The 25,630-nt window shown below is 50.1% G+C and carries 23 protein-coding genes; 17 read left to right on the top strand and 6 right to left on the bottom strand.

Going from position 1 to position 25,630, the window contains the following annotated elements:
• Positions 1-8: 8 nt before the first annotated feature.
• Both J7619_RS22190 and J7619_RS22185 read right to left on the bottom strand, forming a co-directional pair.
• A complete protein-coding gene (locus J7619_RS22190) occupies positions 9-3,107 on the bottom strand; it encodes a TonB-dependent receptor (RefSeq protein ID WP_291203844.1) in 3,099 nt (1,032 codons plus the stop codon).
• A 389-nt stretch (positions 3,108-3,496) separates the two neighbouring features.
• Positions 3,497-4,705: a sterol desaturase family protein gene (locus tag J7619_RS22185; RefSeq protein ID WP_291203842.1), complete on the bottom strand. Its 1,209-nt coding sequence runs from the start codon at positions 4,703-4,705 to the stop codon at positions 3,497-3,499.
• A gap of 184 nt (positions 4,706-4,889) precedes the next feature.
• On the opposite strand from J7619_RS22185, the gene J7619_RS22180 reads away from it, so the two are divergent.
• The 15 genes from J7619_RS22180 (at position 4,890) to J7619_RS22110 (ending at position 20,141) form a co-directional block, all read left to right on the top strand.
• Positions 4,890-5,948 carry a LacI family DNA-binding transcriptional regulator gene (locus J7619_RS22180; RefSeq protein WP_291203839.1) on the top strand — a complete coding sequence of 353 codons (1,059 nt, stop codon included), beginning with the start codon at positions 4,890-4,892 and terminating at the stop codon, positions 5,946-5,948.
• Between the two features lie 336 nt (positions 5,949-6,284).
• A complete protein-coding gene (locus tag J7619_RS22175) occupies positions 6,285-7,289 on the top strand; it encodes a Gfo/Idh/MocA family protein (RefSeq protein ID WP_291203837.1) in 1,005 nt (334 codons plus the stop codon).
• A gap of 32 nt (positions 7,290-7,321) precedes the next feature.
• A complete protein-coding gene (locus J7619_RS22170) occupies positions 7,322-8,713 on the top strand; it encodes a DegT/DnrJ/EryC1/StrS aminotransferase family protein (protein ID WP_291203834.1) in 1,392 nt (463 codons plus the stop codon).
• Entirely contained in the window at positions 8,710-10,077 is a 1,368-nt protein-coding gene (locus J7619_RS22165) for a neutral/alkaline non-lysosomal ceramidase N-terminal domain-containing protein (protein WP_291203832.1), read from the top strand. Before J7619_RS22170 ends, J7619_RS22165 begins: the two co-directional genes overlap by 4 nt.
• 47 nt (positions 10,078-10,124) lie before the next feature.
• Positions 10,125-11,420 carry a hypothetical protein gene (locus J7619_RS22160; protein ID WP_291203830.1) on the top strand — a complete coding sequence of 432 codons (1,296 nt, stop codon included), beginning with the start codon at positions 10,125-10,127 and terminating at the stop codon, positions 11,418-11,420.
• 31 nt (positions 11,421-11,451) lie between these two features.
• Complete coding sequence (locus tag J7619_RS22155; protein ID WP_291203827.1) at positions 11,452-12,807, top strand: Gfo/Idh/MocA family oxidoreductase; 1,356 nt, start codon at positions 11,452-11,454, stop codon at positions 12,805-12,807.
• 295 nt (positions 12,808-13,102) lie between these two features.
• Positions 13,103-14,425, top strand: a complete 1,323-nt coding sequence (locus tag J7619_RS22150) for a sugar MFS transporter (RefSeq protein ID WP_291203824.1) — start codon at positions 13,103-13,105, stop codon at positions 14,423-14,425.
• A gap of 206 nt (positions 14,426-14,631) precedes the next feature.
• Positions 14,632-15,822: an N-acetylglucosamine-6-phosphate deacetylase gene (gene nagA / locus J7619_RS22145; RefSeq protein ID WP_291203823.1), complete on the top strand. Its 1,191-nt coding sequence runs from the start codon at positions 14,632-14,634 to the stop codon at positions 15,820-15,822.
• 14 nt (positions 15,823-15,836) lie between these two features.
• Positions 15,837-16,613 carry a glucosamine-6-phosphate deaminase gene (locus J7619_RS22140; protein ID WP_291203820.1) on the top strand — a complete coding sequence of 259 codons (777 nt, stop codon included), beginning with the start codon at positions 15,837-15,839 and terminating at the stop codon, positions 16,611-16,613.
• Positions 16,614-16,658: 45 nt separating this feature from the next.
• A complete protein-coding gene (locus J7619_RS22135) occupies positions 16,659-18,044 on the top strand; it encodes a putative oxidoreductase C-terminal domain-containing protein (protein ID WP_291203818.1) in 1,386 nt (461 codons plus the stop codon).
• 138 nt (positions 18,045-18,182) lie between these two features.
• Positions 18,183-18,461, top strand: a complete 279-nt coding sequence (locus J7619_RS22130) for a type II toxin-antitoxin system RelE/ParE family toxin (RefSeq protein WP_291203815.1) — start codon at positions 18,183-18,185, stop codon at positions 18,459-18,461.
• A gap of 13 nt (positions 18,462-18,474) precedes the next feature.
• Positions 18,475-18,804, top strand: a complete 330-nt coding sequence (locus J7619_RS22125; RefSeq protein ID WP_291203813.1) for a HigA family addiction module antitoxin — start codon at positions 18,475-18,477, stop codon at positions 18,802-18,804.
• 30 nt (positions 18,805-18,834) lie between these two features.
• Positions 18,835-19,428, top strand: a complete 594-nt coding sequence (locus J7619_RS22120) for a Uma2 family endonuclease (protein WP_291203811.1) — start codon at positions 18,835-18,837, stop codon at positions 19,426-19,428.
• Positions 19,429-19,433: 5 nt separating this feature from the next.
• Entirely contained in the window at positions 19,434-19,586 is a 153-nt protein-coding gene (locus J7619_RS22115; RefSeq protein ID WP_291203808.1) for a hypothetical protein, read from the top strand.
• Positions 19,587-19,847: 261 nt separating this feature from the next.
• Positions 19,848-20,141 carry a DUF2695 domain-containing protein gene (locus J7619_RS22110; RefSeq protein ID WP_291203806.1) on the top strand — a complete coding sequence of 98 codons (294 nt, stop codon included), beginning with the start codon at positions 19,848-19,850 and terminating at the stop codon, positions 20,139-20,141.
• Between the two features lie 57 nt (positions 20,142-20,198).
• On the opposite strand, the gene J7619_RS22105 is transcribed toward J7619_RS22110, so the two are convergent.
• Positions 20,199-20,435 (bottom strand): hypothetical protein, encoded by a 237-nt coding sequence (locus J7619_RS22105; protein ID WP_291203803.1) that lies wholly within the window; start codon positions 20,433-20,435, stop codon positions 20,199-20,201.
• 147 nt (positions 20,436-20,582) lie between these two features.
• Between J7619_RS22105 and J7619_RS22100 the strand changes: the two genes are divergently transcribed.
• On the top strand, positions 20,583-20,999 hold the full coding sequence (locus J7619_RS22100) for an XRE family transcriptional regulator (RefSeq protein ID WP_291203800.1): 417 nt from the start codon (positions 20,583-20,585) through the stop codon (positions 20,997-20,999).
• A gap of 41 nt (positions 21,000-21,040) precedes the next feature.
• Here J7619_RS22100 and J7619_RS22095 read toward each other — a convergent pair whose 3' ends face one another.
• Positions 21,041-21,778: a PmeII family type II restriction endonuclease gene (locus J7619_RS22095; protein ID WP_291203797.1), complete on the bottom strand. Its 738-nt coding sequence runs from the start codon at positions 21,776-21,778 to the stop codon at positions 21,041-21,043.
• 97 nt (positions 21,779-21,875) lie between these two features.
• Here J7619_RS22095 and J7619_RS22090 point away from each other — a divergent pair, with 97 nt between their 5' ends.
• The gene (locus J7619_RS22090; RefSeq protein WP_291203794.1) at positions 21,876-22,349 is read left to right on the top strand and encodes a very short patch repair endonuclease; all 474 of its coding nucleotides are present in this window, start codon (positions 21,876-21,878) and stop codon (positions 22,347-22,349) included.
• 33 nt (positions 22,350-22,382) lie between these two features.
• Here J7619_RS22090 and J7619_RS22085 read toward each other — a convergent pair whose 3' ends face one another.
• Both J7619_RS22085 and J7619_RS22080 read right to left on the bottom strand, forming a co-directional pair.
• Positions 22,383-23,813 carry a DNA cytosine methyltransferase gene (locus J7619_RS22085; RefSeq protein WP_291203792.1) on the bottom strand — a complete coding sequence of 477 codons (1,431 nt, stop codon included), beginning with the start codon at positions 23,811-23,813 and terminating at the stop codon, positions 22,383-22,385.
• 78 nt (positions 23,814-23,891) lie between these two features.
• The gene (locus J7619_RS22080) at positions 23,892-25,601 is read right to left on the bottom strand and encodes an FAD-dependent oxidoreductase (protein WP_291203789.1); all 1,710 of its coding nucleotides are present in this window, start codon (positions 25,599-25,601) and stop codon (positions 23,892-23,894) included.
• Positions 25,602-25,630 lie beyond the last annotated feature (29 nt).

The raw sequence follows: 25,630 nt of genomic DNA, 5'->3' as shown, positions 1-25,630 counted from the left end.
CAATGCGGTCAGAATGAGAGGTTCAACCCAAATGTGTACAAGGCTGTCTGCGGGAAATACACGGCACGGCCCGAGGGAACTTCCGGGTCGAGGTTCCATTCATTCAGTTTCGAGAATGTCAGCAGATTGGTAGCGGACGTATAAACACGAATACGGCTCACGCGGAGCTTGTTCGCGATTTCAACCGGAATGTTGTAGGCCAGCTGCACGTTTTTCAGGCGTAGGTACGAACCGTCGATCACCAGGCGGTCGGAGGTCGCCACATTGCGCAGGTCGAATTTCGTCGGACGCGGGAAGCGGGCGCCGGTGTTCTCGGGCGTCCAGTAATTATTGGTATAAATCTCATGGGTGAAACCTTCCTGATTACCCATTTCCGCCAATGCGCCCGCCAGGCGCGCATCCACTTTCGCCGTTCCCTGGAACAGAATGCTCAGGTCGAATCCCTTGTAAGAAAAGTCACCGTTCACCCCAAATGTGTATTTCGGGAACGAGTTACCGATCGCCGTCATATCATCGGCATTGATCTTCTTATCGCCGTTGCGGTCCACATATTTTACGTCGCCCGGCTTGGTATTGGCTGCGTAAGTAGCCTTATAGTCGGTGATTTCCTGCTGTGTCTGGAACAATCCATCAGTCTGATAACCCCATAGCGTGTTAATGGGCAGGCCTTTCGCGATGATGTAACGCGGATCGATATCCGAGCCGGTAATGTACGGGCCGGTGCCTTTCAGGTCCACGACTTTGTTTTCATTGATACTCAAATTCGCCCCAAGTGTATAGCGGAAGCCGGAAGTACTCGCGGCACCACGATAATTGAGGCTGAACTCCCAGCCTTTGTTCTCAACCGATCCCGCATTCTGAGGCGGCGCTTTCAAACCGATCGTGGCCGGAATGTCGAGGTTCAGGAGAATGTCGTCGGTGAGCTTGCGGTAGTAATCGGCCGTGAATGTCAACCGTTTGTTCAGGAATGTCGCGTCCAAACCCAGGTCAAGTTGGGTGGTCGACTCCCAGCCAAGCTTGGTATTGGCCAATGTCGTAGGGCGGTAACCCTGCACCGGCGTGCCCCCGAAGCTGTAACCCAGGGATGTCAATGCGGAATAGTAGCTATACAAATCCACCGACTGGTTTCCGGTAATCCCCCACGATCCGCGGAGTTTCAGGTCATTCACAGCTTTTTCGAGGCCCTGCCAGAAACTTTCCTTCGAAATACGCCATCCCGCCGAGAATGACGGGAAGAAACTGTATTGTTTGTTACCCGTGAATTTGGAAGAACCGTCATAGCGGCCATTCGCTTCGAACAGGTATTTCTCTTTGTAATCATAATTTACCCGACCGAAATAAGACCGCAAACCGTACTGCGCATCGTTTCCGTTGTTGCTTTTCGTCCCGTCGTTCGCTCCCTGACCGATTGACCCGATGTCGTTGTTATAAAACCGTTCGCGGTAAGCCGAAAGGAAGGTCTGCGTGTTCCCGATCTGCGAATAACCCACCAATGCCTTCAAACCGTGATCCCCAAAGCTCTTTTCATAAGTCAGCAAGTTGTTAATCGTGTACTCGCGCAGCGTGTTACGCACCTCCGTGAGCGAGTTGATAGCCACCGTTTTGGTAATGTTGGTATTCTTGTCGGTGTTGGTATAGGCATTGGTATAGTTCTTCTGATTGGTGAATGTACCACGTCCGGCGATCTGGGTCGAGAAGGTAAGACCTTCGGCAATATCGAATTCCGCTTTCAGGTAACCGGCCAGATAATCCGTCACCTGCCGCGACTGACCGCCTATTTCATTGAACATCAACGGGTTGTTACCCTGCGTGCTCAATCCATAGGTACCATCGGCATATTTGGGAACTGCCCACAATGTTCCGTGAAAGAAATTGTTCAGCGGCTGAGGATTTGCGCCCGTGTTGTTCACCGTCGGGTTCAATGCGCGGGCGTAGCGGTAGTTGATGTCACCGCTCACGCGTAAACGTTTCGAAACCGTGTAGTCAGTATTGAGCCGGAATTCGCCGATTTTATTGGAATAACCTGCAATAACACCCTGCTGATCCTGGAAACGGGCGCTCAAACGCGTGCGGATAACATCCGTTCCTCCGGCAACCGAAATGGTATGATTCTGCTGGGGAGCCGAACGAAGCATCGTTTCAAACCAGGTGTTGGGCATCGGGTACTTCTCGCGGTCGGTTGCATGCACATATGCCTGAATGGATTCCTCTGTGAAACGCGCCGGCACCGCCAGGCCTGCGTTCGTATAGGCAGCCACCTGCTCGCGCATGTAGGCTTCAATGCCCATCATTTTGGGCACGTTGTTCGACTTCTGAATGGCATAATAGCCGTGGTAGTCAACCTGCACCTTGCCGCCTTTGGCACGCTTCGTGGTGACGAGAACCACCCCGTTCGTCGCGCGTGAACCATAAATGGCCGTCGACGAAGCATCTTTCAGTACCGAAACCGACTCGATATCGTCCGGGTTAATGTCGCTCAGGCGCTGCTCGATACCATCCACGATCACCAGCGCGTCGTTTTTGCCCAAATCGTAGCCGCTGGTGCTGCTGCCGTTGATATTGAATGTGGTAATACCCCGCACGCGGATGTTGGTATTCGACTTACCCGGCGAGCCGCCCTGGTCGAGCACGGTCACACCCGGCATAAGGCCTTGCAGCGACTGCTGGATATTCGATACCGGCCGTTTGGTAATGGCTTCCCCGCTGATTTGGGACACGGAGTTGGTCATGCTGTTGCGTTTCTGCGTGCCATAACCGACGACCACGACCTCTTCCAGCTGCTTCGTATCCGCCGCCAGTTTGATATCGATCGTGGCACGGCCATTCACCGCCACCTCCTGGGTAACGTACCCGATGCCGGAGAAAACAAGGGTGCCATTCGACGGTGCATTGATCTCGAACTTCCCGTCGGCATCGGTCGAGGTGCCGGTCAGCGTGTTTTTTACCACAATATTGACGCCCGGCAGCGAACCGTTGTCGGTGGCGGACGTGACGGTGCCCTTCACGGAGATGTTCTGGGCGAAGGCGTTAAGGCCGAAGAGCAGAAATACCGTGATAAGCAGGCGATTTCCGCTCAGAATTGAGCTTCTGGATAGACTTTGGAACATAGTAATAAATAAAAAATGGGGCTGGGTTCTGGTAATCAGGATATTCAGCTACGTGGCGATTCGTGACCGCAGACAGCCGGCCATTGACGGCCGATTACTTGAATGCCGGACGATGGAATCGTTAAAGAAGAGCACTTCTGAGAAAATTGAAAGCCGGCTAGCGGCTACAACAAGGGAATGGAGATGCGTTGAAAAGGTTCATGCGGCTGTTCGGGTTGGTGGTTGTTAATGGGTCAATTAATAAGCGACAAATCCTATTAAATATATAGGCAAAGTAAAATAGAGAATCTTCAACAAGCAACCTGTGTTAACTTATTCTTTACAAACAGGACCAATTTTAAGATTAACTACAATTATTCATGTAAAAAATACAAAACTACCCGGTATACTCATCGACCGTAGATCGTTTGCAAATATTGCTTTTGCAGGGTCGAAAAGTAGAGTACCCCACCGATGAGCACGGCCCAGATCAGGAATAGCAGTGTCGGATGTGGGAAGTAATGGTAAGCTGTGATAAAAATCAATGCGCCCCGCGCAAATTCGAGGTAAAATACCCAACGACGCTGTTCGAGGATGGCGCCGCAGTTGATAAGCGTGACAAATATCACCAGCGCGACCATTATTTGCAGGAATGTTTCTTCCTGGTGTTCGAAAAGGAGCAGGAAAAATAGTGTGATGACCGTCACCGTGAACTGAACCAGCACATAGCGCCTGAACTTCTGCGAGCGCACGCGCACTTTGTTTTTGGATAAGAACCGCTTTTCCACGATTCGGCGGACGTTCGGATCAAAATCCTCGGGACGGCCGAAAATGACTTTCAGCTTGGCGATAACCCCTTTTTGCTGCTGAGCCGAGTACCAGATCTCGACCAGGAAATGGAAATGCTGCCAGAGGAAACTGTAACTGTCGAGCTGCTTGGTAAGCCCGAAAACCGGTTGCTCCTTCTCCTCGGCGAATGTGCCGAAAAGCTTGTCCCAGATGATGAACATATCCCCGAAATTCTTGTCGAGATAGGCATCGTTGCTCGCGTGATGTACGCGGTGGTGCGAAGGCGTAACCAATATATATTCGAGAATACCGAGTTTGCCGATCACCTGCGTGTGCGTGAAGAACGGGTAAAGGCCGTGCACGATGAGCATGGTCGTGATCATGGGCGCAGGAAAGCCGATCAGCGGCAGCACCGACCAGAAGGCCGTCCTGACGACTGCCTGGAAAATGGTAATGCGCGTTCCCGCCGTATAATTGAATTCTTCGCTGGTATGGTGCACCACATGGAACCCCCAGAACAGGTTGATTTTATGGCCCGCACGGTGATACCAGTACCATACGAAGTCGGTAGCGAGCAGCAATGCGACCCACACCAGGAGCGTCGGCCGGATCTCGAACAGCCCGTAATGCTTTTGCAGGTAATCGTAAAAAAAGAAGAACGACCCGGCGGTGAACATGTCGATGAGCCGCTCGGCCACCCCCACATTCATGTTCGCAATGGAGCTGTTAAAATTGAACAATTGCCGCCCCAGGCGCTTTGAAACCCAGTATTCTATACCGATCAGCAAGAGGAACAATGGAACGGCCAATGCCATGTAGTTCAGTGCCATAACCGATTTTTTACTATATTTAATTAATAGATTATATATACAAATATTGACTACGGGATTGTATTTGCCAAAAATTTGAGGGAAAACCATTAAATAAAATCTAAAACCCTTTTATTCGTGGTTTTACAACGCAGGTACGTGAGCTTGCGCGACTAACCACTGATACCAAACCTCCCTTTTCCGGATGGAAAAAGAAAATACCTACTACGGCGTCAAAGAAATCGCCCGCCGTGCCAACGTCTCCATCGCGACGGTCGACCGCGTATTGCATAACCGATCGGGCGTTTCGGAAAAGACCAAGAAGAAGATCAACGACATCATCAAGGAGCTCGATTACCAGCCGAATATCCTTGCCAGTCGCCTCGCCTCGAAGAAAATCATTTCGCTGGCCGTACTCATCCCGCGCGTTTCGGAGGAAACCGATTTCTGGGAGGCGCCCATGAAAGGCATTACCCGCGCCGACGCGGAGATCAAAAAGTACGGCGTTCAGGTATCGACCTTCTATTTCGACCTCAACGACCCGGCGTCGTTCAACGCGCAGGCCGCAGCGATCCTCGACGGTCATTTTAAAGGAGTATTGTTGGCCCCGTCATTCATTGAAGAGTCCCGGAAGTTTGTCCGGGCCTGCCGGGAGAAAAAAGTACCGTTTGTATTCATCGACTCCGACGTCCCTGACGAGGATAACCTTTGCTACATTGGTCCGCATTTGTTTCAGAGCGGTTATGTAGGCGCCAAGCTTTCGACTTACCGGCTGAAAGAGAAGCACAAAGTGGCCGTCGTGAACATTTCCAAAGAGACCGACAGCTATAATTACCTGCAAATCGAGGAAGGTTTCCGCAGGTATTTCAAGGACCGGAACCTGCCGATCGAGATCGTCCGGATCGACATCAAGGATACGGATAGTCTCTCCGTGACGCGTGACCTCACGCGTGCATTGCACGAGCACGACGACATTGAAGCTATTTTCGTCACCAATTCCCGGGTTTTCTCCGTCGCCGCATTCCTCGAAAAGAACAAGCGCCCGGATATTTCGCTGATTGGCTACGACTATTTAAAAGAAAACATCGACTATCTGAACAAGGAGTTCATCGACTTCCTGATCTGCCATAAACCGGAGGAGCAAGGGTACCGCGGCCTCATGGCGCTTTACCAGACGCTCGTCCTGGGTGCTCCCGTCGAAAAAACGCATTTCATGCCGATCGACATTGTGACGAAGGAGAACCAGGCGTTTTACCAGAATTAGCAATGGCGCTATGGCGCGAAGGTGACCTTCGTGCCCACTATTCGCAGGCCTCCGGCCGATCCGAAATGCATAAATACGCTACCGCATTACCGACCGGCCGGAGGCCTGCAAATAGTGGGTTCAAATCAAGAGATTTGCACCATCCACCTCGGCACATCAAATATTGTATTGACACAAATCCACAACATGAATTCGTCAAAATTCATAGCCGCACAAAATTTCTTGTAAACAATAACCCTGTATACTTGTAAATTAAAATATGTGCGTATATTTACGGGTACGTACCCGAAATCAAAATCGGGCTGACTATTCCTGAACTCTTTTCCATTTGTTTTTATGCACTCGCTTAGCAGACGAAAGTTTATTTTTCAATCGGCAACAGCCGGTGTTGGCCTGGGTTTGATCGATCACTTACCGGCATGGGCCACGCCGGCAGAGGGCAAGAGAGTGGGGATCATCGGACTGGATACTTCGCATGCCATCGCATTCGCCAAAGCGCTTAATGCCGAACAACCGAACCCCGTTTACGACGGATATAAGGTAGTAGCGGCCTATCCTTATGGCAGCAAAGACATCGAATCGAGCGTGAAACGCATTCCCGGTTATATTGATGAAGTGAAGAAAATGGGTGTAGAGGTCGTCGGTTCAATCAAGGAGTTACTGGGTAAAACGGATGTAATACTGCTTGAAACCAATGACGGCCGCCTGCATTTGGAACAGGCACTGGAGGTTTTCAAAGCCGGCAAAAGGATGTTTATCGACAAGCCGGTCGCCGCTTCACTTTCGGATACCCTGAAAATCTACGAAGCTTCCAAAAAATACAAAATCCCGGTTTTCTCGGCTTCCTCACTCCGGTATATCAAAGGCATTGAGAGCATCGACAAGAAAAAGGTGCTGGGAGCAGATACGTATAGTCCAGCCGTTCTCGAAAAAACACACCCTGATTTCTTCTGGTACGGTATCCACGGCGTCGAAACCCTTTACACCGTTATGGGTACGGGCTGCAAAAGCGTAACGCGCGTGAACACGCCCAATACCGACATCGTGGTGGGTATTTGGGGCGACGGCCGCACGGGTACGTTCCGCGGCACACGCACGGGCAAGCACGACTACGGTGGCACGGTTTTCACTGAGGACGGCAACAAAGTTTTGGGCCCATATGGCGGTTATGAACCACTTTTAGTCGATATTATCAAATATTTCAAAACCGGCGAAGTACCGGTAACGCCCGAGGAAACCATTGAAATTTTCGCTTTCATGGAAGCGGCCGACGAAAGCAAACGCCAGGGCGGCAAGAGCGTGACGCTGGAAAGCGTGTTGACCAAAGCCATTAAGAAATAAGCTCCCAAAATCAACCCTTAATCCATTGTCATATGAAAGCATTCAGCTCCCGATTGTCGCGAAGAACGTTTCTCAAACAGAATTCACTGGCGGGGCTGGGTGTGGCCCTCGCTTCTTCCTCCGTGACCGCCCTGCCGGTAATTGGCTCGAAGTCGGCGCAGATGCCGGCGATATTGGGCGGGCCGTCGGCCTGGGCGGAGGTTAAATGGCCGATCTGGCCGCAATGGAACCCCGAAACGGACGAAAAACTGCTGCTGGAAGTAGTGCGGAGCGGCATCTGGTCTCGGGCGAATGTGGTGACGCAATTCGAAAAAGAATGGGCGGCGGCTTTGGGTGTAAAAAGATGTCTTGCCGTAGTGAATGGCACAAATGCACTCGTGACGGCCATCCACCAACTCGGCATAGGAGCCGGTGACGAGGTACTGGTGCCGCCTTATACATTCATCGCATCGGTTTCCTCGATCCTTTCCAATGGCGCCATGCCGGTTTTCGTGGACATCGACGCCGAAACTTTTCAGATCGATCCGGCGAAAATCGAAGCCAAAATCACGCCGCGCACGAAGGCGATCATGGCCGTGCACATTCTTGGACTGCCCGTGGATATGGACCGCGTGATGGCCATCGCCAAAAAACACAAGCTGCTTGTGATCGAAGATGCCTGCCAGGCGCATTTGGCCGAGTATGACAAAAAGAAAGTCGGCAGTATCGGAGATGCTGGCTGTTTCAGTTTTCAGAACTCCAAAAACCTGCCCATTGGCGAAGGCGGCGCGATTGTGAGCAACAACGACCATTTCATCGATCTTTGCTTTTCCTATACCAATTTCGGCAACCCGTATGGTACCGCTGTGGGCGCGGTGAGTACCGGCAGCGTCATGCAGGGCACTAAACTTCGCTTTTCCGAATATCAGGCGGCTGTTGGCCTCGCCCAAATGAAACGCCTCGACGCGCAGACTACCACCCGCAATGAAAATGCCGAATACCTCAAATCGCAGATCAAGGACATTCCGGGCATCGTACCTTATAAATTATACGACAAAGTCACCCGCGGCGCTTTTCATTTGTTCCCTTTCCGTTATCAGAAGGAAGGATTCAAAGGCCTGCCGCGCGAGGCATTTCTCAAAGCACTGAAAGCGGAAGGCGTCCCCTGTTCCAGCGGGTATGCGCCCCTGAATACCCAGCCGTATTTGAAAGACACCTTCGATTCGGAGAATTATAAAAGGATGTATTCCAAAGAAATGCTGGACATTAACCGCTACAACGAGCAGAACAAATGTCCGGTAAACGACAAAGTCTGCAACGAAGAAGCAGTTTGGTTTACACAAAATATGCTCCTCGGCACGAAGGACGACATGAAAGCCATTGCCTCGGCCATTGAAAAGATCCATCACAACGTCGACAAGATCAAAACATTAGGACAAAAATGAGGATAGCGCTCGCACTGACATTGCTGCTTTTGACCCTCTTCCCCGCGCATGCGCAAGGATGGAAAGCAGGTGTAGCCAAAGTGGCGATTACCCCTGCCGAGCCCATGTGGATGGCAGGCTTCGCGGCGCGTACGCACGCGTCCGACGGGAAGTTGCATGATATTTGGGCCAAAGCACTGGCCATTCAGGATGCAGGCGGCAAGCAGGGCGTGCTCATTACGACGGATTTACTGGGTTTTCCCAAAGCGCTGTCGGACGAGATCCGCGCGAAAATCAATGATCGCTACAAACTTTCGAAAGCACAGATTATACTCAACAGTTCACACACGCACTCCGGCCCCGTGCTCGGAGCTGCGTTGTCGGATATTTATCCTTTGAATGAAGGAGACCAGCAAAAAATAGATCAATATTCAGCCAAACTCATCGAGCAGATTGTAACGCTCACCGGCGATGCATTGAAAGCAATGCAACCTGCCACGATCGAAGCGAAGAATGGCGTGACGCGCTTCCAGGTGAATCGTCGGAATAACGACGCCGCGACACTGGAACGCCTCACCGAAATTACCGGCCCAGGCGACCCGGCCGTGCCTGTATTAAAGGTTTCGGACGCGAAAGGTAAAATCATCGCCATTGCGTTCGGCTACGCCTGCCATCCCACGGTTCTGGACGGCTACAACTGGTCGGGCGACTACCCTGGCTGGGCGCAGATTGAACTCGAAAAGCTGTACCCGGGCGCCACCGCATTGTTTTTCCAGGGAGCCGGCGCGGACCAGAACCCGCTGCCCCGACACACCGTTCCGCTCGCCATTCAATACGGAAAAACGCTTGCTGCCGCCGTGGAGCGTGTTTTGAGTGAGGAAATGAAGCCGTTAGCGCCGCAACTTTCGACGGCTTACAATGAAGTAACCCTTTCATTAACCACCGCCCCTACCCGCCAGCAACTTTCCGCAATGGCCGAAAAGGCGACCGGTTTTCAGCAGAAATGGGCCAAACGCATGATCGCGCAGATCGATGAAAAAAAGCCATTTCAAACCTCCTACCCCTTTCCATTGCAGGTGTGGAAGCTCGGCGACCAGGCTATTATGACGCTCGGCGGGGAGCTCGTGGTAGATTATGCGATCAATTTGAAGAAGATATTCGGTCAGGACACATTTGTTATGGGGTATTCCAATGATGTGATGACCTACATCCCGAGCACGACCATCCTGCGCGAGGGCGGCTACGAGGGCGAAGTCGCTGCCATTGTGTACGGCCTGCCCGCGACCTGGGCTTCGGATGTGGAAATTGAAATACTGAACGGGATGGTACAGCTCGCCAAACAGGCCGGCGTGGTGAAGCCCGAATCCCGCGTGATTAAAAATTAGTGTTAATCCAAAGTCTGCCTCTTTCCGTGAACAGTATCGATTATTCCATGAACTTTGAACCGCTGGCCGAACCGAAAACTTTGATCGCAAAGCATTACTATTCGGGCTTTTCACGCGCACACGATACGTATAACGCACTCTCGACCGCGAGCGACGGGAGGATTTACTACCTCTTGTCGTCGGATAACCATGAGATCGGCGGGCAGATGTTTGTCTACGACCCCGCCAGCGACAGCATTACCCACCTCGGCGATCTGACCGACATTTGCGGCGAAACGCATTTGAAAGCTATTCCGCAGGGCAAAAGTCATGTGCGGTTTTACGAAAGAAACGGCAAGCTCTATTTCTCCACGCATGTCGGCTACTACCAGCTCATCGATGGCATGGACCGCCTTCCCGAACAGGCGCCCGAGGGTTATGCATTGTACCCGGGCGGGCATTTTCTCTCTTACGACCTCCAAACCGGCGCATTCGAAGACCTGGCACTGGTACCGAACGGCGAAGGCATGGTGTCCATGACCATGGATCGCGACCGCGGACATTTGTACGGCATTACCTGGCCCTACGGCCATTTTATCCATTACGATACCGAGAAAAGGGAGTTAAAAAACCTCGGCCCCATTTCTCACAAAGGCGAAGCTGGCACGCCCGGTACAGACTTTCGTTCCCTTTGCCGCTCGCTATTCGTCGATGCGGAGCTAGGCGATGTGTATTTTTCCGTAGCCGACGGCGATATTTTTACTTACAACCCCGAAACCCAATTTTTACGTCAGCTCAAAAACGTAGACCTGCGTCTCGACTATTTCGGCAAATACGACCCGACGCGCCCCGGCAGCATGTGCTACAACTGGCGGAAAATCTTCTGGCACCCACAAGAGCAAGTTGCTTACGGCGTGCATGGAAACTCTGGCTATTTGTTCCGTTTTGACCCTCGCGAAGAGAAAATCGAAATCGTGGAGCGCATTACTTCCGAGCCCTCACGCAAGAGCGGGATGTTCGACCAGTTCAGTTATGGTTATCTTGGCTTTCAGCTTGGACCCGATCGCGAAACCATTTATTACCTCACCGGCGGGCCTATTTATGAAAACGGCAAACGCTTGAAAGGCGAAGACCAGATTGCCAAAGGAGCCGCACGTGGATTGGAAAATTTGCATTTAATTACCTATCATTTACCGACCAATACTTATAAAGACCACGGGGGGATCTTTTACGAAGACGGCGAGCGGCCAACCTATGTAAACTCGATTGCCGTCGGTGCCGACGGTACCGTTTACACATTGGCCCGCTTTGAACATGAGGGCAGTATTATCCAGGACCTCGTCAGGATACCGAATCCGTTTTGAAATACTAAACCAGCTATTAACTTTTTTCTCAATGGAAAATTTAAATAACAACAACCGTCGAGACTTTCTAAAAAAATCACTGGCCGGAAGCGCATTGCTTACATTCGGTGGCGTATTGCCCGGTATCAGCCCGAAAAGCTATGCCAAAATCATCGGCGCAAATGAGAAGGTGCGCGTGGGCATGATGGGCGTGAACAGCCGCGGCCTCGCATTGGCGACCAACTATGCATTGCAACCTAACTGCGAAGTCGTATCCATTTCCGACGTTGATACACGTGCCGCAGAGAAATGCATCGGCGTGGTAAACGATACCCAAAAGTCCAAACCCGCCAACATCCCCGACTTCCGCAGGGCACTCGAAAACAAGGATATGGACGCATTGGTGGTAGCCGCACCCGATCACTGGCATGCACCGGCGGCTATTCTGGCATCCAAAGCCGGCAAGCACGTGTACCTGGAAAAACCTTGCAGCCACAACCCGCACGAAGGCGAACTGCTGGTAGCAGTTGCAAAAAAATACAAGAATATAATCCAAATGGGCAACCAGCGCCGCTCGTGGCCAAATGTCGCGGCGGGGATCAAAGAGGTGCATGACGGGACGATCGGCCGGGCGTACTTTGCCAAAGGCTGGTATACCAACAACCGCGCTTCCATCGGTATCGGCAAAGAAACCGCCATTCCTTCCTGGCTCGATTACGAACTATGGCAAGGGCCCGCACCACGCCGGGCGTTCAAAGACAACCTGGTGCATTATAACTGGCACTGGTTCTGGAACTGGGGCACCGGCGAGGCACTCAACAACGGCACTCACATGCTCGACCTCATGCGCTGGGGCTTGCAGGTAGATTACCCGACACGCGTACAATCCTCAGGCGGCCGTTTCCGTTACAAGGACGACTGGGAAACGCCCGATACACAGGTAATTAACCTGGAATTCGCAAACAATACCGCCATGACCTGGGAAGGCCGCAGCTGCAATGGACGCACGATCGAAGGCAGCTCGGTGGGTGTGGTATTTTATGGCGAAAAAGGCTCGATTCAGATCGGCGAAGGGAACAACTACAAGGTTTACGACCTGGACAATAAGCTGGTCAAGGAGGTAAAGAACGACCTCGTCATCGACCCGCGCAACAAAATGAACCCGTCGCAGAGCCTCGATGCATTTCATATCCAGAATTTCTTCGATGGTATCAAGAAGGGCACACCACTCGCAGCCGAGATCGTTGGAGGTCACCAAAGCACATTGCTTGCGCAATTGGGCAATATCGCCATCCGTTCCGGCGAAACGCTGAACATCGATCCGAGCAACGGGCATATCAAAGGCAGCAAAGCCGCGGAAAAATTCTGGAAGCGAGAGTATCAGAAGGGGTGGGAACCAACGATTTAAATGGAGCAATTATCGACCTTCCGTCGACTCAAGTCGACGGAAATAGATTTTCTAAAAGAGAAAAAGCCAATCCCCAGTTCCAAAATCAAAAATCCAATTGCCGTCAGATTCATCTGACTAAAGTCGACGGAAATAGATTTTCCAAAAGAGAAAAAGCCATCCCCAGTTCCAAAATCAAAAATCCAATTGCCGTCAGATTCATCTGACGGACAGAGATAGAAAAAGATTTGTTTCAAGCCAGTTCAAAAATTGAAAATTCCAGTTTCAAGAAATTTCATTTGAAAAACAATTTTTAATGAAAAGCGAAGCCATTGCCATCAAAGTAGAAAACCTGACGAAGCGGGAAACGACGATCTCGATTTTCCTGATCGGCCTGATGTTCTTTATTTTCGGTTTTGTGTCGTGGGTCAATTCCATATTGATCCCCTACTTCAAAATCGCCTGCGAACTGACGAGCTTTCAGGCTTACCTCGTCGCATTTGCATTTTACATTGCCTACTTCGTAATGTCAGTGCCGTCTTCCTATTTATTAAAGGCCGTGGGTTTCAAAAAGGGCATGATGATCGGCTTCTGGGCGATGGCTTTGGGCGCATTCATTTTCGTACCGGCCGCCATGTCGCGGACATACGAGATTTTCCTGATGGGCCTTTTCACCATTGGAATCGGCCTCGCCATTCTCCAAACCGCGGCGAACCCTTACATTACCATCCTTGGCGCGAAGGAACGCGCGGCCCAGCGGATCAGTATCATGGGCATTTGCAACAAAGCCGCCGGTATCCTGTCACCGATTGTCTTTGCAGCCGTGATCTTGAAACCCACCGACACCGATCTTTTCGCACAGCTCGGCACGATGGGCGATGCCGAACGGAGTGCTGCACTCGACGAGCTCATTAGAAGAGTAATCAATCCTTATATTGGTCTCGGCATATTCCTTTTTACATTAGGTTATCTGGTATTCAAATCCCCATTGCCGGAAATCGATACCGAGCATGAAAGCCAGGAAATCGCCTCGGCGAATGCGGGGAAGAAAAGCATTTTCGACTTTCCGCACCTGATTTTGGGCGCATTGGCGATCTTCCTGCACGTAGGCACGCAGGTGATCGCGATCGATACCATTATTGGTTATGCCAATTCGATGGGTATTGACCTGCTGGAAGCAAAGGTTTTCCCTTCCTACACACTTTTCTGCACCATTTGCGGGTATCTGATCGGGATTACGGTGATTCCAAAATTCATCAGTCAGGTGAACGCGCTGCGGATCTGCACCTTGCTGGGAACCGTTTTCACATTACTCATCATTTTCACGCATGGACAAGTCACATTCCTGGGGCACGATACCGACATTTCCATCTGGTTTGTCGTATTGCTCGGTCTCGCCAACTCGCTCGTTTGGGCAGGCATATGGCCGCTTGCGCTCGATGATTTGGGCCGGTTTACCAAACTTGGCGCCTCCGTGATGATCATGGGGCTTTGCGGAAATGCGATTATGCCGCTCTTTTATGGGCATTTCGCGGATGTGGTGAATGTGCGGGAGGCGTATTGGGTGTTGTTGCCTTGTTATCTGTATCTGGTTTTTTATGCCATAAAAGGGCACAAACTACGCAAATGGGGGTTTTAAAAACACGGCAAAAAATCCCTTAACATTAATCTATTACGGTGCGCTGCACCTAATTACCAATTATCGATCATCAACCATCTACAAATATTACGGTGCTCTGCACCTTGATGTGAAGGTGCAGAGCACCGTAATATTTGTAGACCGTAATATTTGTCAACAGCAATATTTGTGGATGGCATGTTGCCAATATATCAATCATCAAACGAATGCGATTAAAGATTATAAACGGAACCATCATCACCCCCTACCGGTACATCCGGAACGGGACGATTTTGATTGAGAATGGCGTGATTGTGGGAATTGAAACGCGAGGCGTAGACTTTCCCGATGCGGAGATGATCGATGCCGAAGGCCATTATGTAGCACCCGGCTTCATCGACCTGCATATCCACGGCGGCGGCGGGTATGATTTCATGGATGGCAGCGCGGAGGCATTTTTAAAGATTGCTGAAACGCATGCGCAATATGGTACCACGGCGATGGTTCCTACCACATTGACAGCCGAAAAAGCGGATTTACTCGAAACGCTGGATTTCTATGAAAAAGCGAATGCAGCCAACACAAACGGCGCGCAATTTCTGGGAATGCATTTGGAAGGCCCCTATTTCGCATTGAGCCAGCGGGGCGCACAAGACCCGAGGTATATCCGCAATCCCGACCCGGCCGAGTATGAAGAAGTGTTGGCATATTCCAATTCCATTGCCCGTTGGAGCGCGGCGCCGGAGCTGCCGGGGGCGATTGATTTTGGAAAAAGATTAAAACAAAAAGGCATTCTGGCGGCGGTGGCGCATACAGATGCGATTTACGAGGATGTGCTGGAAGCGTACGAAAACGGCTACACGCTCGCGACGCACCTGTACTCGGCCATGTCGGGCGTAACGCGCAGGAATGCGTTCCGGTACGCGGGCACGATCGAGAGCGCTTTTTTGCTCGATATGGATGTGGAGATCATCGCCGACGGTGTGCATTTGCCCGCGCCGCTTTTAAAACTCATTGTTAAAATCAAAGGTCCCGACCGCATTGCATTGATTACCGACGCGATGCGCGCGGCCGGAATGCCGGAGGGCGAAAGTATGCTCGGCTCGCTGAAAAACGGGTTGAAAGTGATCGTCGAGGATGGCGTAGCGAAGCTGCCCGACCGTACCTCATTCGCCGGAAGCGTGTCCACGGCCGACCGCCTGGTGCGCACGATGGTGAATATGGCCGACGTGTCGCTGCTCGACGCCGTGCGCATGGCCACAGCCACGCCCGCACGCATTATGGGCGTACACGAGCGCAAGGGCACGCTGGTAGCGGGTAAGGACGCCGATATCGTCATTTTCGACGCCGATATCCGCATTCAAAGGACCATTATCAAAGGAAAAACGATATACCTAAACGCGATACCCCAATCTTAACCTACCACAACAAAATGAAAGTCGACCAACTGGAAATCAATATCTCCGAAACCCGCCAGCAAATGGGTGAAGCCGCGGCGAAAGCGGTGGCGAACAAGATCCGGGAGATTCAGGATACCAAAGAATTTGTGAATATCATCTTCGCCTCCGCACCTTCGCAGAACGAGTTTCTGGCGACATTAAAGGACGAGCCGGGCATTCATTGGGAGAAAATCAATGCATTTCACATGGACGAGTACATCGGCATCGCCGCCGACGCGCCACAAAATTTCGGGTATTTCCTGAAAGTACGGCTGTTCGACCACGTGCCTGTGCATTCGGTTTCCTATCTCGACGGTAACGCACCCGACGCCGCTGTCGAATGTGAGCGCTATGCAAAACTGCTTCGTGAAAACCCGATCGATATTGTGTGCCTCGGTATCGGCGAGAATGGGCATCTGGCATTCAACGACCCGCATGTGGCGTTTTTCGATGATCCATTGGAAGTGAAAGTGGTGGAACTCGACGACGCCTGCCGTCAGCAGCAGGTGAACGACGAATGCTTCGATACCTTCGACGAGGTGCCGCAAACCGCATTGACTCTCACCATTCCCACGCTCATGAAGGCCAAATATGCCTTCTGCATCGTGCCGGGCGAGAAAAAGGCGCAGGCCATTTACCACACTGTGGCCGAGGACATCCAGGAAGCATTCCCGTCGACCATCCTCCGCAAGCACCCGCACGCGGTCCTGTTCATCGACCAGGCCAGTTCAGGGAAGCTCAAAGAAATTTCGTCATACTCGCAGGCATAGTTCCGCGCCGGAGCTATCTTGCATGTATTACCTCAACCCATTCAAATGAGAAAAGAACTCTTGACAATCGCTTTATTGAGCGCAATGGTATTCAATCAGGGATGTAATTCGAAGAAAGAGGAGGCCAAGAATGAGGAGAAGAAACCACTGAGCCTGATCGTGGTCGAACCCGGCCACTTCCATGCGGCACTAGTCCAGAAATCGATGTATGCCGATGTCGACTCGGTCGTGCACGTGTACGCATCCGAAGGCCCGGACGTGAAAGCTTACCTCGACAAGGTGGAGAAATACAACACCCGCCCCGAAGACCCGACGCATTGGAAAGAAGAGGTGTACACAGGCCCCGATTTCTTCGAGAAAATGATTTCTGAGAAAAAGGGTAACGTGGTCGTGCTCGCGGGTAACAACCAGAAAAAGACCGATTTCATCAAAAAATCCGTCGACGCAGGCCTCAACGTCCTCGCCGACAAACCGATGGCGATCGACGCGGCGGGTTTCGACAAGCTGAAAGAGGCATTCGCCAGCGCCGACAAGAACAAGGTGCTCCTGTACGACATCATGACCGAACGTTACGAGATCACCAACACCTTGCAACGTGAGCTTGCATTGCTGCCCGAGATCTTCGGCGAACTCCAAAAAGGAACGCCCGAAAACCCGGCGGTATCCAAAGAAAGCGTTCACCACTTCTTCAAATACATTTCCGGCGAACCGCTCGTGCGCCCTACTTGGTTTTTTGATGTGAACCAGCAAGGCGAAGGCATGGTGGACGTAACGACCCACCTCGTCGACCTCGTGCAATGGAGCTGCTTCCCCAATGTATCCCTCGATTATCAGAAGGACATTCAACTCCTCTCGACCAAGCGTAGCGCTACCCAGCTCACGCCGTCGCAGTTCAAGCTTGTGACCAAAAGCGAAACCTATCCAGAATTCCTCAAAAAGGACGTGAAGGACACTTTGCTGAACGTGTATTCTAATGGCGAGATGAACTACACCCTGAAAGGCGTGCACGCAAAAGTGTCCGTGATCTGGAACTTCCAGGCCCCGGAAGGCACCGGCGACACGCATTACTCGATCATGAAAGGCTCGAAAGCCAACCTGATCGTCCGCCAGGGCAAAGACCAGAAATACAAGCCGGTTCTTTACATTGAAACCACCGACAAATCGAAAGCTTACGAAGATGCTGTAACGGCCGCATTCAAATCCGTACAGGACAAATTCCCCGGCGTAGAGCTGAAAAAAACCGCTGCGGGCTGGGAGGTGGTAATCGATGCAAAATACGACACTGGCCACGAATCACATTTTGCGCAAGTGGCAAACAAGTATATGGAGTATCTCAAAGCAGGCAAGCTGCCCGAATGGGAGGTGCCGAATATGATTGCCAAGTATTGGTTGACGACTTCGGCTTTGAAGCAGGCGAAGGAGAAGAAATAACCCTTTAGCCGTCGTCTTAAGACGACGGAAATAGATTTTGGAATAGATTTTTCTGGACGAGTGGCGCTTTGCTGCTCGTCTTTTTTGTTTCATCCGAATCTGTTGTGAAATGTAACACACCCTGTTACATTTGTGTTAATGATAAAAAGCTTCCGACACAAAGGGTTACGGTTGTTTTTTGAAGATGAAGACAACCCAAAATTACCCGCAACACACATTATAAGAATCCGCAATATCCTCACACGCCTGGAATTTGCGAAATCACTGGATGATATTGGCATTCCGGGATCGAGGTTACATCCGCTGTCGGGGAAACTGAAAGGTTTTTACGCTGTAAATGTGTCGGGCAACTGGCGGATTTTATTCAGATTTAAGGATGGGGACGTTTATGACGTCGACTATCTGGATTATCATTAACAATAGGGAAATTATGAAAAGAGGTATGAGACCAGCTCACCCTGGCGCATTGATAAAAGAAACCATCGAAGGGCTAAAAGAGGAAACCGGACATGACTACACCCAGGCTGAAATTGCGAAGGGGCTCGGAATCACTCGCAAAACGCTCTCAAATATTTTGAATGAACATCAAGGAATCAGTTCAGAAATGTGTGTAAGGCTGTCAGAAGCGTTCGGTACTAGTGCTGAGTTCTGGCTGGACATTCAACGGAATTACGATCTATGGCATGCAGAAAGAGCCGTTGAGCGTAAAACGATTCAACACTTCCGCCCTTTGCAGACTAATGCATTGCAGCCGGCCTGACAATACTACCTCAAACTACAAATCGCAGCGATGACGATCACAAACCTGAATCAGCTAGACTTGAATGCAAGTTACTCCTACGCCGACTACCTGAAATGGCAGTTCGACGAACGCATTGAGTTGATCAAAGGCAAGATTTTCAGAATGTCGCCCGCGCCTGCGACTAAGCACCAGCAATACGTGGGCGAGATATTCCGTCAGATCAGCAACCACGTGCATCGCAGCTCCCGCAAAGTATTCGTGGCCCCTTTCGACGTGCGGCTTACCCCTATTCATAAAGCTGATTCCGATAAGATTTATACCGTCGTCCAACCCGACATATGTGTAGTATGCGATCCTGCCAAAATAGATGCCAAAGGCTGCATCGGTGCGCCGGACTTGATCGTGGAAGTACTCTCGCCCGGAAATACCGATAAGGAAATGAATGAGAAGTTTGAAATCTATCAGGAAAACGGCGTCAAAGAATACTGGTTGGTAGAACCGAATGACCGAATTGTTCTGGTTTATCTCCTTGACGAAATGGGCAAATACATTGGCTTGAAACCCTTCACAGAATCGGAGACGCTGACTTCCCAATCGCTGGGGTCGTTTCAACTTTTGGTTAGGGATATTTTTGATGTTTAATTGCTATGAAAACAGTTAAAGAACAATTGGAATTCAGAGACAAACTTCTTGCCGGCCTCGACAAGGCCTATGAGAAGCTTATCGAGTTCAAGAAGCAGAAGAACAGCGTGCTGGTCGTCATGAGAGACGGCAAAATCACGCATATCGAGCCGGAATAATAGGTCATCGCAATGCGTTGCAGTGGCAGCAATATCACGTTTTTGTCACGCTGAGCGCAGTCGAAGCGCATGCAAGATGCCCATTTACCGAATGCGATTGCCAAGTATTGATTGACAACTCCGGCTTTTGCTGCCCGTCTCCTTTTGCTGGCGAAAATTATTCAGACCATGCCGCTAACATGTTGTCCTCAACCGAAAGATCAGTTTGCGAGTCGATACTCCCGCTCGATTAGTTACTACTCATAAAACGACAATATATCCATGTCTAAGAGTGAGAAAGAGCGCCGCAAACAACTTTTAGCAGATTTACGGCAAAAAGCCGCCGCCGAATTTGAAAAGAGTCTTCCTATGAGCAGAGAAAATTTTCGTCAGCTACTTGACTTCTTAGACGATGAATTGCAGACGAAAGAATGCGACGACAAATTAACTATTACCACCACCTTCCTCCACAATCATAATATTTCAAATGTGGAACAGGTATTAAGATGGTTGGCAGGCCACGGCGGATATTGCGACTGCGAGGTACTTGCAAATGTCGAAGAGCACTTTGAGTAATTCTGCCAGACAGGTATTGCACATTATGCACCATCAATTTCCACCTCCTCCCCTCGCCTAAATCCGCCCCACATTCGCAAAAAACTCCACCAACTCCTTAAACGAAAAGTAAGTATCGCAAAGCTCCGGCGCGTGGCCTTGTTCTTTGAGGGAGATGATGTAGCCGGTGAACATCGTCCAAAGTTCGTCGCGCCAGCTTTCGGCGCTGCTGCTGCTCAGGAGCTTGCCTACCTCGCGGCCATATGCCAGCAAGGTCGAATCCGTGGATTCGATAGAGTGTGTTTTTGTGTGCATCTCCATTTACGTTTTCCGTAAAGCACGCATTGCTGCAACCCGTACCCAACCCGCAAGCGCCGTAACTTACGCCGAAATACCTGTAAATTACCGGAACACTTCCCGATGGATTTATATAAATTGCCTTTTCAACGAAATAGCGCCGGTATGACACATACTACCTCCAACCCGAAGATCCACGAAGGCCGCAACGTAAAACGTTTCCGCGAAATGCTCGGCATCAAACAGGACGTACTCGCCTTCGAGCTCGGCAGCGATTGGAACCAGCAAAGAATCTCCACCCTCGAACAACGCGAAAAGATCGATTCCGACATTTTGGAACAAGTAGCAGCGATACTGAAAATCCCTGTGGAAGCGATTCGGAATTTTGATGAGGAGAAGGCGGTGAATGTGATTTCAAGCACCTTCAACGACAATGCAGCCGTTTTTAATAATAACCCAACCTTCCATCCTATTGATAAACTCATGCAGCTTCATGAGGAGAAGATTGCTTTGTACGAGCGGATGTTGAAGGAGAAGGATGAGATGATGGAGCGGTTGGAGAGGCTGATAGAAAGACGGTAATGATGAGCAATTATTACCGTCTTCAAATTCGACTAAAACGGTTATCTTCTTCGGATAGCCGATCCAGCTGAAATCAGCTTCTCCCAATTTATTAATCCGTCGTCAACAAAAGATTTAATAAACTCGCCAGTAAAAATATTAACTTTTTGAGTATACAATTCATTGAAAAGTTCCGATTTTTCCTTCGCTTGGAATCCAAGTGGCTCAATTAGTCGAAGATAAAAATCAGCCTCCTCTGTTAAAAATTCCCAAAATCTCTGTCCACACAATTTCTCGTATTCTAGCTTGTTTGGTGTGTCATCAACACCGTAGCAACAGCCATTAATAAATCTAACATTTATGTTTGCGTTGCTGGTTCGCAGTGTGCGCTGTGCATTCTTAAAATTGTCAATCATCTTAGCAATCTGACTACTATTGCCCCAATTTGGGCCACTTTTAATATTAACTAAATACCTGATGCCATTGCGATCTAACTCCAAATCGGCCGCCTTAGATGAAGACTTTTTTCCTCCTTCCAGAATTTCGCTCACTTTTATTGCAACCTGTTCGAGCAAATTACCGAATGTACTTTCTTCACTAGATGATATGTATGCGCTGATGATACTCTTAACCACTTCATCAGCGGTTAATAAATACTTAGCTTTAAACATGTATAGGTTCTTCCGATATACAATATCTCCCAACGTCAAGGCTTTTAGCTTCTTGTACCTATTTTCATGTAGTTTCACTACTTCCTCATGTATGAAATTTTCGATTAAAGTAAACTGTTGGAGATCCATATTTCAATATAGTATTAAAAGAGGTGAGGTATGGTAAGGTTTTTGATGCAATTTATGAAAGGATCTGCTGTTGTCACACTTCGCGAACCTAACAGTCATGGAAAATCATCTGAATGAAAAACCTATATTGAGGTTCGAGGCGAAAAACGGCTTCCATGCCACTAATGCTAGCTCTAAACTCATGAGTCGCATCAGGGGAAAAAATACTGTTTCCGAAGTTCGTTTGAGGAAGATTTTATGGGGGCTCGGACTACGATTTAGGAAAAATGACACTCGGCTGCCAGGAGCGCCCGATATAGTACTTCCTAAGTACCAACTAGTAATATTTATCGATGGTGAATTCTGGCATGGGCACAATTGGGAAGCGAAAAGAAAAAAAATTAAATCTAACGCTAACTTTTGGATTCCGAAAATCGAAAAGAATATGCAGCGGGACATGTTGAATAATCGTTTACTAGCGGCGAGTGGGTGGCATGTTATGAGATTTTGGGACCATGAAGTAAAAAAAGAATTACCCAGTTGCCTTAGGGCCATACTAAATTATATTGAGGAATTCGACAAGTTTCCGTAAAGAAGATAGAGACAATCAATTAAGTCAATCATTTCAAAACTCAAATGCTAACTGATATGGTTCAGATGAAGATTGTTTGAACTGATCAACAAAGCTCTTAATAAATTCACTGTCACCAGTATTCTTGTAACGTGAATAGGAGAATTTATCCAAATTCTTACTGTTCTTCCCTTGGCTATGCGCTAATATAGTTTTTCCAATTGCTTCACCTAAACCCACAGGTACAGCATTCCCTATTTGCCGGTATTGATCTGTAATTTTCCCACAAATCTTCCATTCGTCTGGAAATTGCTGAATGCGCTTATATTCCTGTACACTCAAAGGACGATCTTCCTCCGGATGCGCTAATTCAGTCGCTGGCATTGTAGGATGTGTTACAACTGTTGGGGAAGGCCGATCCCAATCCAGTCGCCGATAGAAACCAGTTTTCCCGCCGCCAAGGAGATAGGATTTCCCCATTGCTTCGGGCTGAATCTCTTTTGGCAGATCTCTCCAATTTTGGCCAGGCCCGAGCATTCTTAAAAATCGAAGCCGCTTTTCTGAGTACTTAATAAAGTCTTTCTCATTTTCAGGCAATCCTTTAACTGCTTCGCCAAACGTTCTCCAAGGTTCAAGGCCATAGCGTCCAAATTCGTCATGTGTCGGGGTCAGAAACGGTACTGGGCTGTCGTCTAATGTAGCTATGAGCACCACGCGCTCCCTTATCTGCGGTGTTCCAAAGTTTGCAGAATTATATAGGTTGAATGTAATTGAGTAACCTGCGTTTTCTAGCCTCTTTTTCACGTAGAATAGGGATGAGCCTGGCTTCCCTTGGATTGGCAGACCGATACTTTCCAAAAATGGATCGTCAATATTAATAGCAGAAGAGAGTAGGCCTCTAACATTCTCAATGACTGCATAACGTGGTCGAATTGTCTCAATAAATTCAAGATATTTTAGAAAAACGTTTCCGCGATGGTCTTGAAAACCAAGCCTTTTTCCTGCCGTACTGAAAGCCTGGCATGGAGGCCCTCCCACAATAAGGTCGACGTCATGCTTATTTTTCAATCCAGCAAAATGCAAAACGTCTTCGGCCGAGTAGTCTAATATATCTCCTATTAAGGCCAAGTTAGGCCTATTTGTATGTATCGTAACCCGACTGGCTTTATCGAATTCGCAAGCTAGTAAGGTTTCGATGCCGGCCTTTTCCAAGCCAATATCCAAACCCATTGCCCCTGAGAAAAAACTTAGCGCTTTCATCTTGCCCTTTTTCGGCTTAATGAAAGACTTTTGATCGTTAATGTGGCCATTCGCTTTTTTACCGGTTAAGGAATAGTTATCCACCGATTCCGTTGAGACTAACCAAGTGTCCCCCATTTTCGAACCGGCGAGCTCGCCAGCTCTAAGTAACTTCCTGATATGCTGAGGAGAGCAGTGGATTTGCTCCGCCGCTTCGTAGACGCTGAGAAAGGAATCAAATTGCATTTCGTATGCGAAACTAAAATATGTACCCTCCAAATATAGGAATGTATTTCGAGATGTATAATTTAAAAACATTTAATTTCACCCCTTCCACTCCAACTCACCCCCCTCCCCTTTCACAATCCCCTGAAATCCCTCCAACAACCCCTTATCCTCCCTCACACCCCGCGGAAGCACCTTCCGAGACAAAGCAAACCCCACCAACAACCCCACAGCCTCCCCAATGCTCCACTCCACCGGATGCAACCGGTAACACCCATTCGTAATATGCGTGGTGCCAATATTCTTATTAGCAGGCAAAATATTCTCCATCCGCACAGGCAGCAGCGCGCCCAAAGGAATCTGAAACGGCAATGACCCGAAATCAATGTAATTATCCCCGCTGGTGCTCGGGTGCAAATCAATGTGGTAATAGCCAATCCCAACGCTGTCTTCAAATGCAGCGGCTTTCACGCCGGTAGATTGCCCGGTGATGGAAGCCCGCTGCTCAGCACCAACGTGCTCTTCCTTGATAGTAAATAGCGCCTTGATGCGCCGCGATTCGCGGACGTAGGGGTATTTGGCGAGGCCGTCTTCGGTGCCCATGACGTCTTTGCGGAGGCGGATGCCGGGCCAGCCTTTGCCGCCGTCTGGGCGTGGGGCCTCGGTTTGGAGCCAGTACAGGAGCGAGAGGCTGAGCTGCTTGCCGCGTTCGAAATGCTTGTCGAAGTCCTTTTCGCTGGGGCTGATGAGGTTGCCGAGGGTGTAGTCGTTTTGCGGCCAGTTGACGATGGTAATGTCGCCGGCGTAGGTGCCAGGGGCGAAGTTGGCTTTGTTGATAATGCGGCGGTAGAGCCAGAGATTGAGGTTATTGCCGGTCGGAATGCCTTCCGGGTGGAAGCCCAGCTGTTTCGGTTCGAGGGTTTTGGGGTTGGAGTAGGAAAGGTCCAGCAGCCTGCCCGACCAGGGTTTGGTCATTTTGGGGACGTAATTCTTCCAGAAATCATATTCCCGCGGCTTTTCGATCACGTGGTTTTCGCCCGGGCGGTAGTCGATCGCGTAGCAGACGGTGAATGCCTGCACGTTGTTGGGATCGGCTTTTTCGGGGGCGTGGAATTCGCCGGTTTCGGCTTTGGATTCGGCGCCGGTGACGAACTCGGTGCCGGTCATGGGCAGCAGGTCGCCGAGCTCGGTAGCGTCCGCGAAATAGGGCGCTGTAAGGGTGAGCAATGCCTTGTTGCGGCGGTTCTGGGCGGTGAGCGATTGCACCTTGGCTCCTTTCACGTCGGCAGACACGATTTTGTGTTCCAGCAACAAGGTGAGCTTGCCGGTGCTCAGGTACGGGTTGAGCATGTCCGTGAGCACGGCTACGGCCACGCGCGGCTCGTGGCACAGCTTCGATACCGATCCGTCACCCGGGTTGAGGTTCTTGCGGCTCCTGGCATCATCGGTGAGCGGGTAGTTTTTCTGGTAATACTCGCGCACGGCGGTGCGGAACTGCCGGTAGGCCTTCGTGGCGCCGTGCGTTTCGATCCATGGATGCTCGTCGGGCGGGACGCCCTGCTGCGATACCTGCCCGCCGATCCAATCGGTTTCTTCGGTAAGGATTACCGAAAGGCCATTGCGCAATGCGGCCAATGCGGCGGCGCATCCGCCGAGGCCGCCGCCGGCGATGACTAGGTCGGCATTGAGCGTGGCTTTGGACTTACTTTCTTGCGACAAAGGTCCGGACTCCGTGCCCGAACCTTTATCGATATTAGTAACTAGTGCACCACTGAGTGCGATACTTTTTAAAAAACTACTACGCTTCATATATACTGGGTTTCTTGTGCGATGTCACG

It is taken from the genome of Dyadobacter sp. (assembly GCF_017744695.1).
Lineage (GTDB): Bacteria > Bacteroidota > Bacteroidia > Cytophagales > Spirosomataceae > Dyadobacter.
The sequence above is the reverse complement of the archived record's forward strand: the minus strand, read 5'-3'. Positions and strand labels throughout refer to the sequence as shown.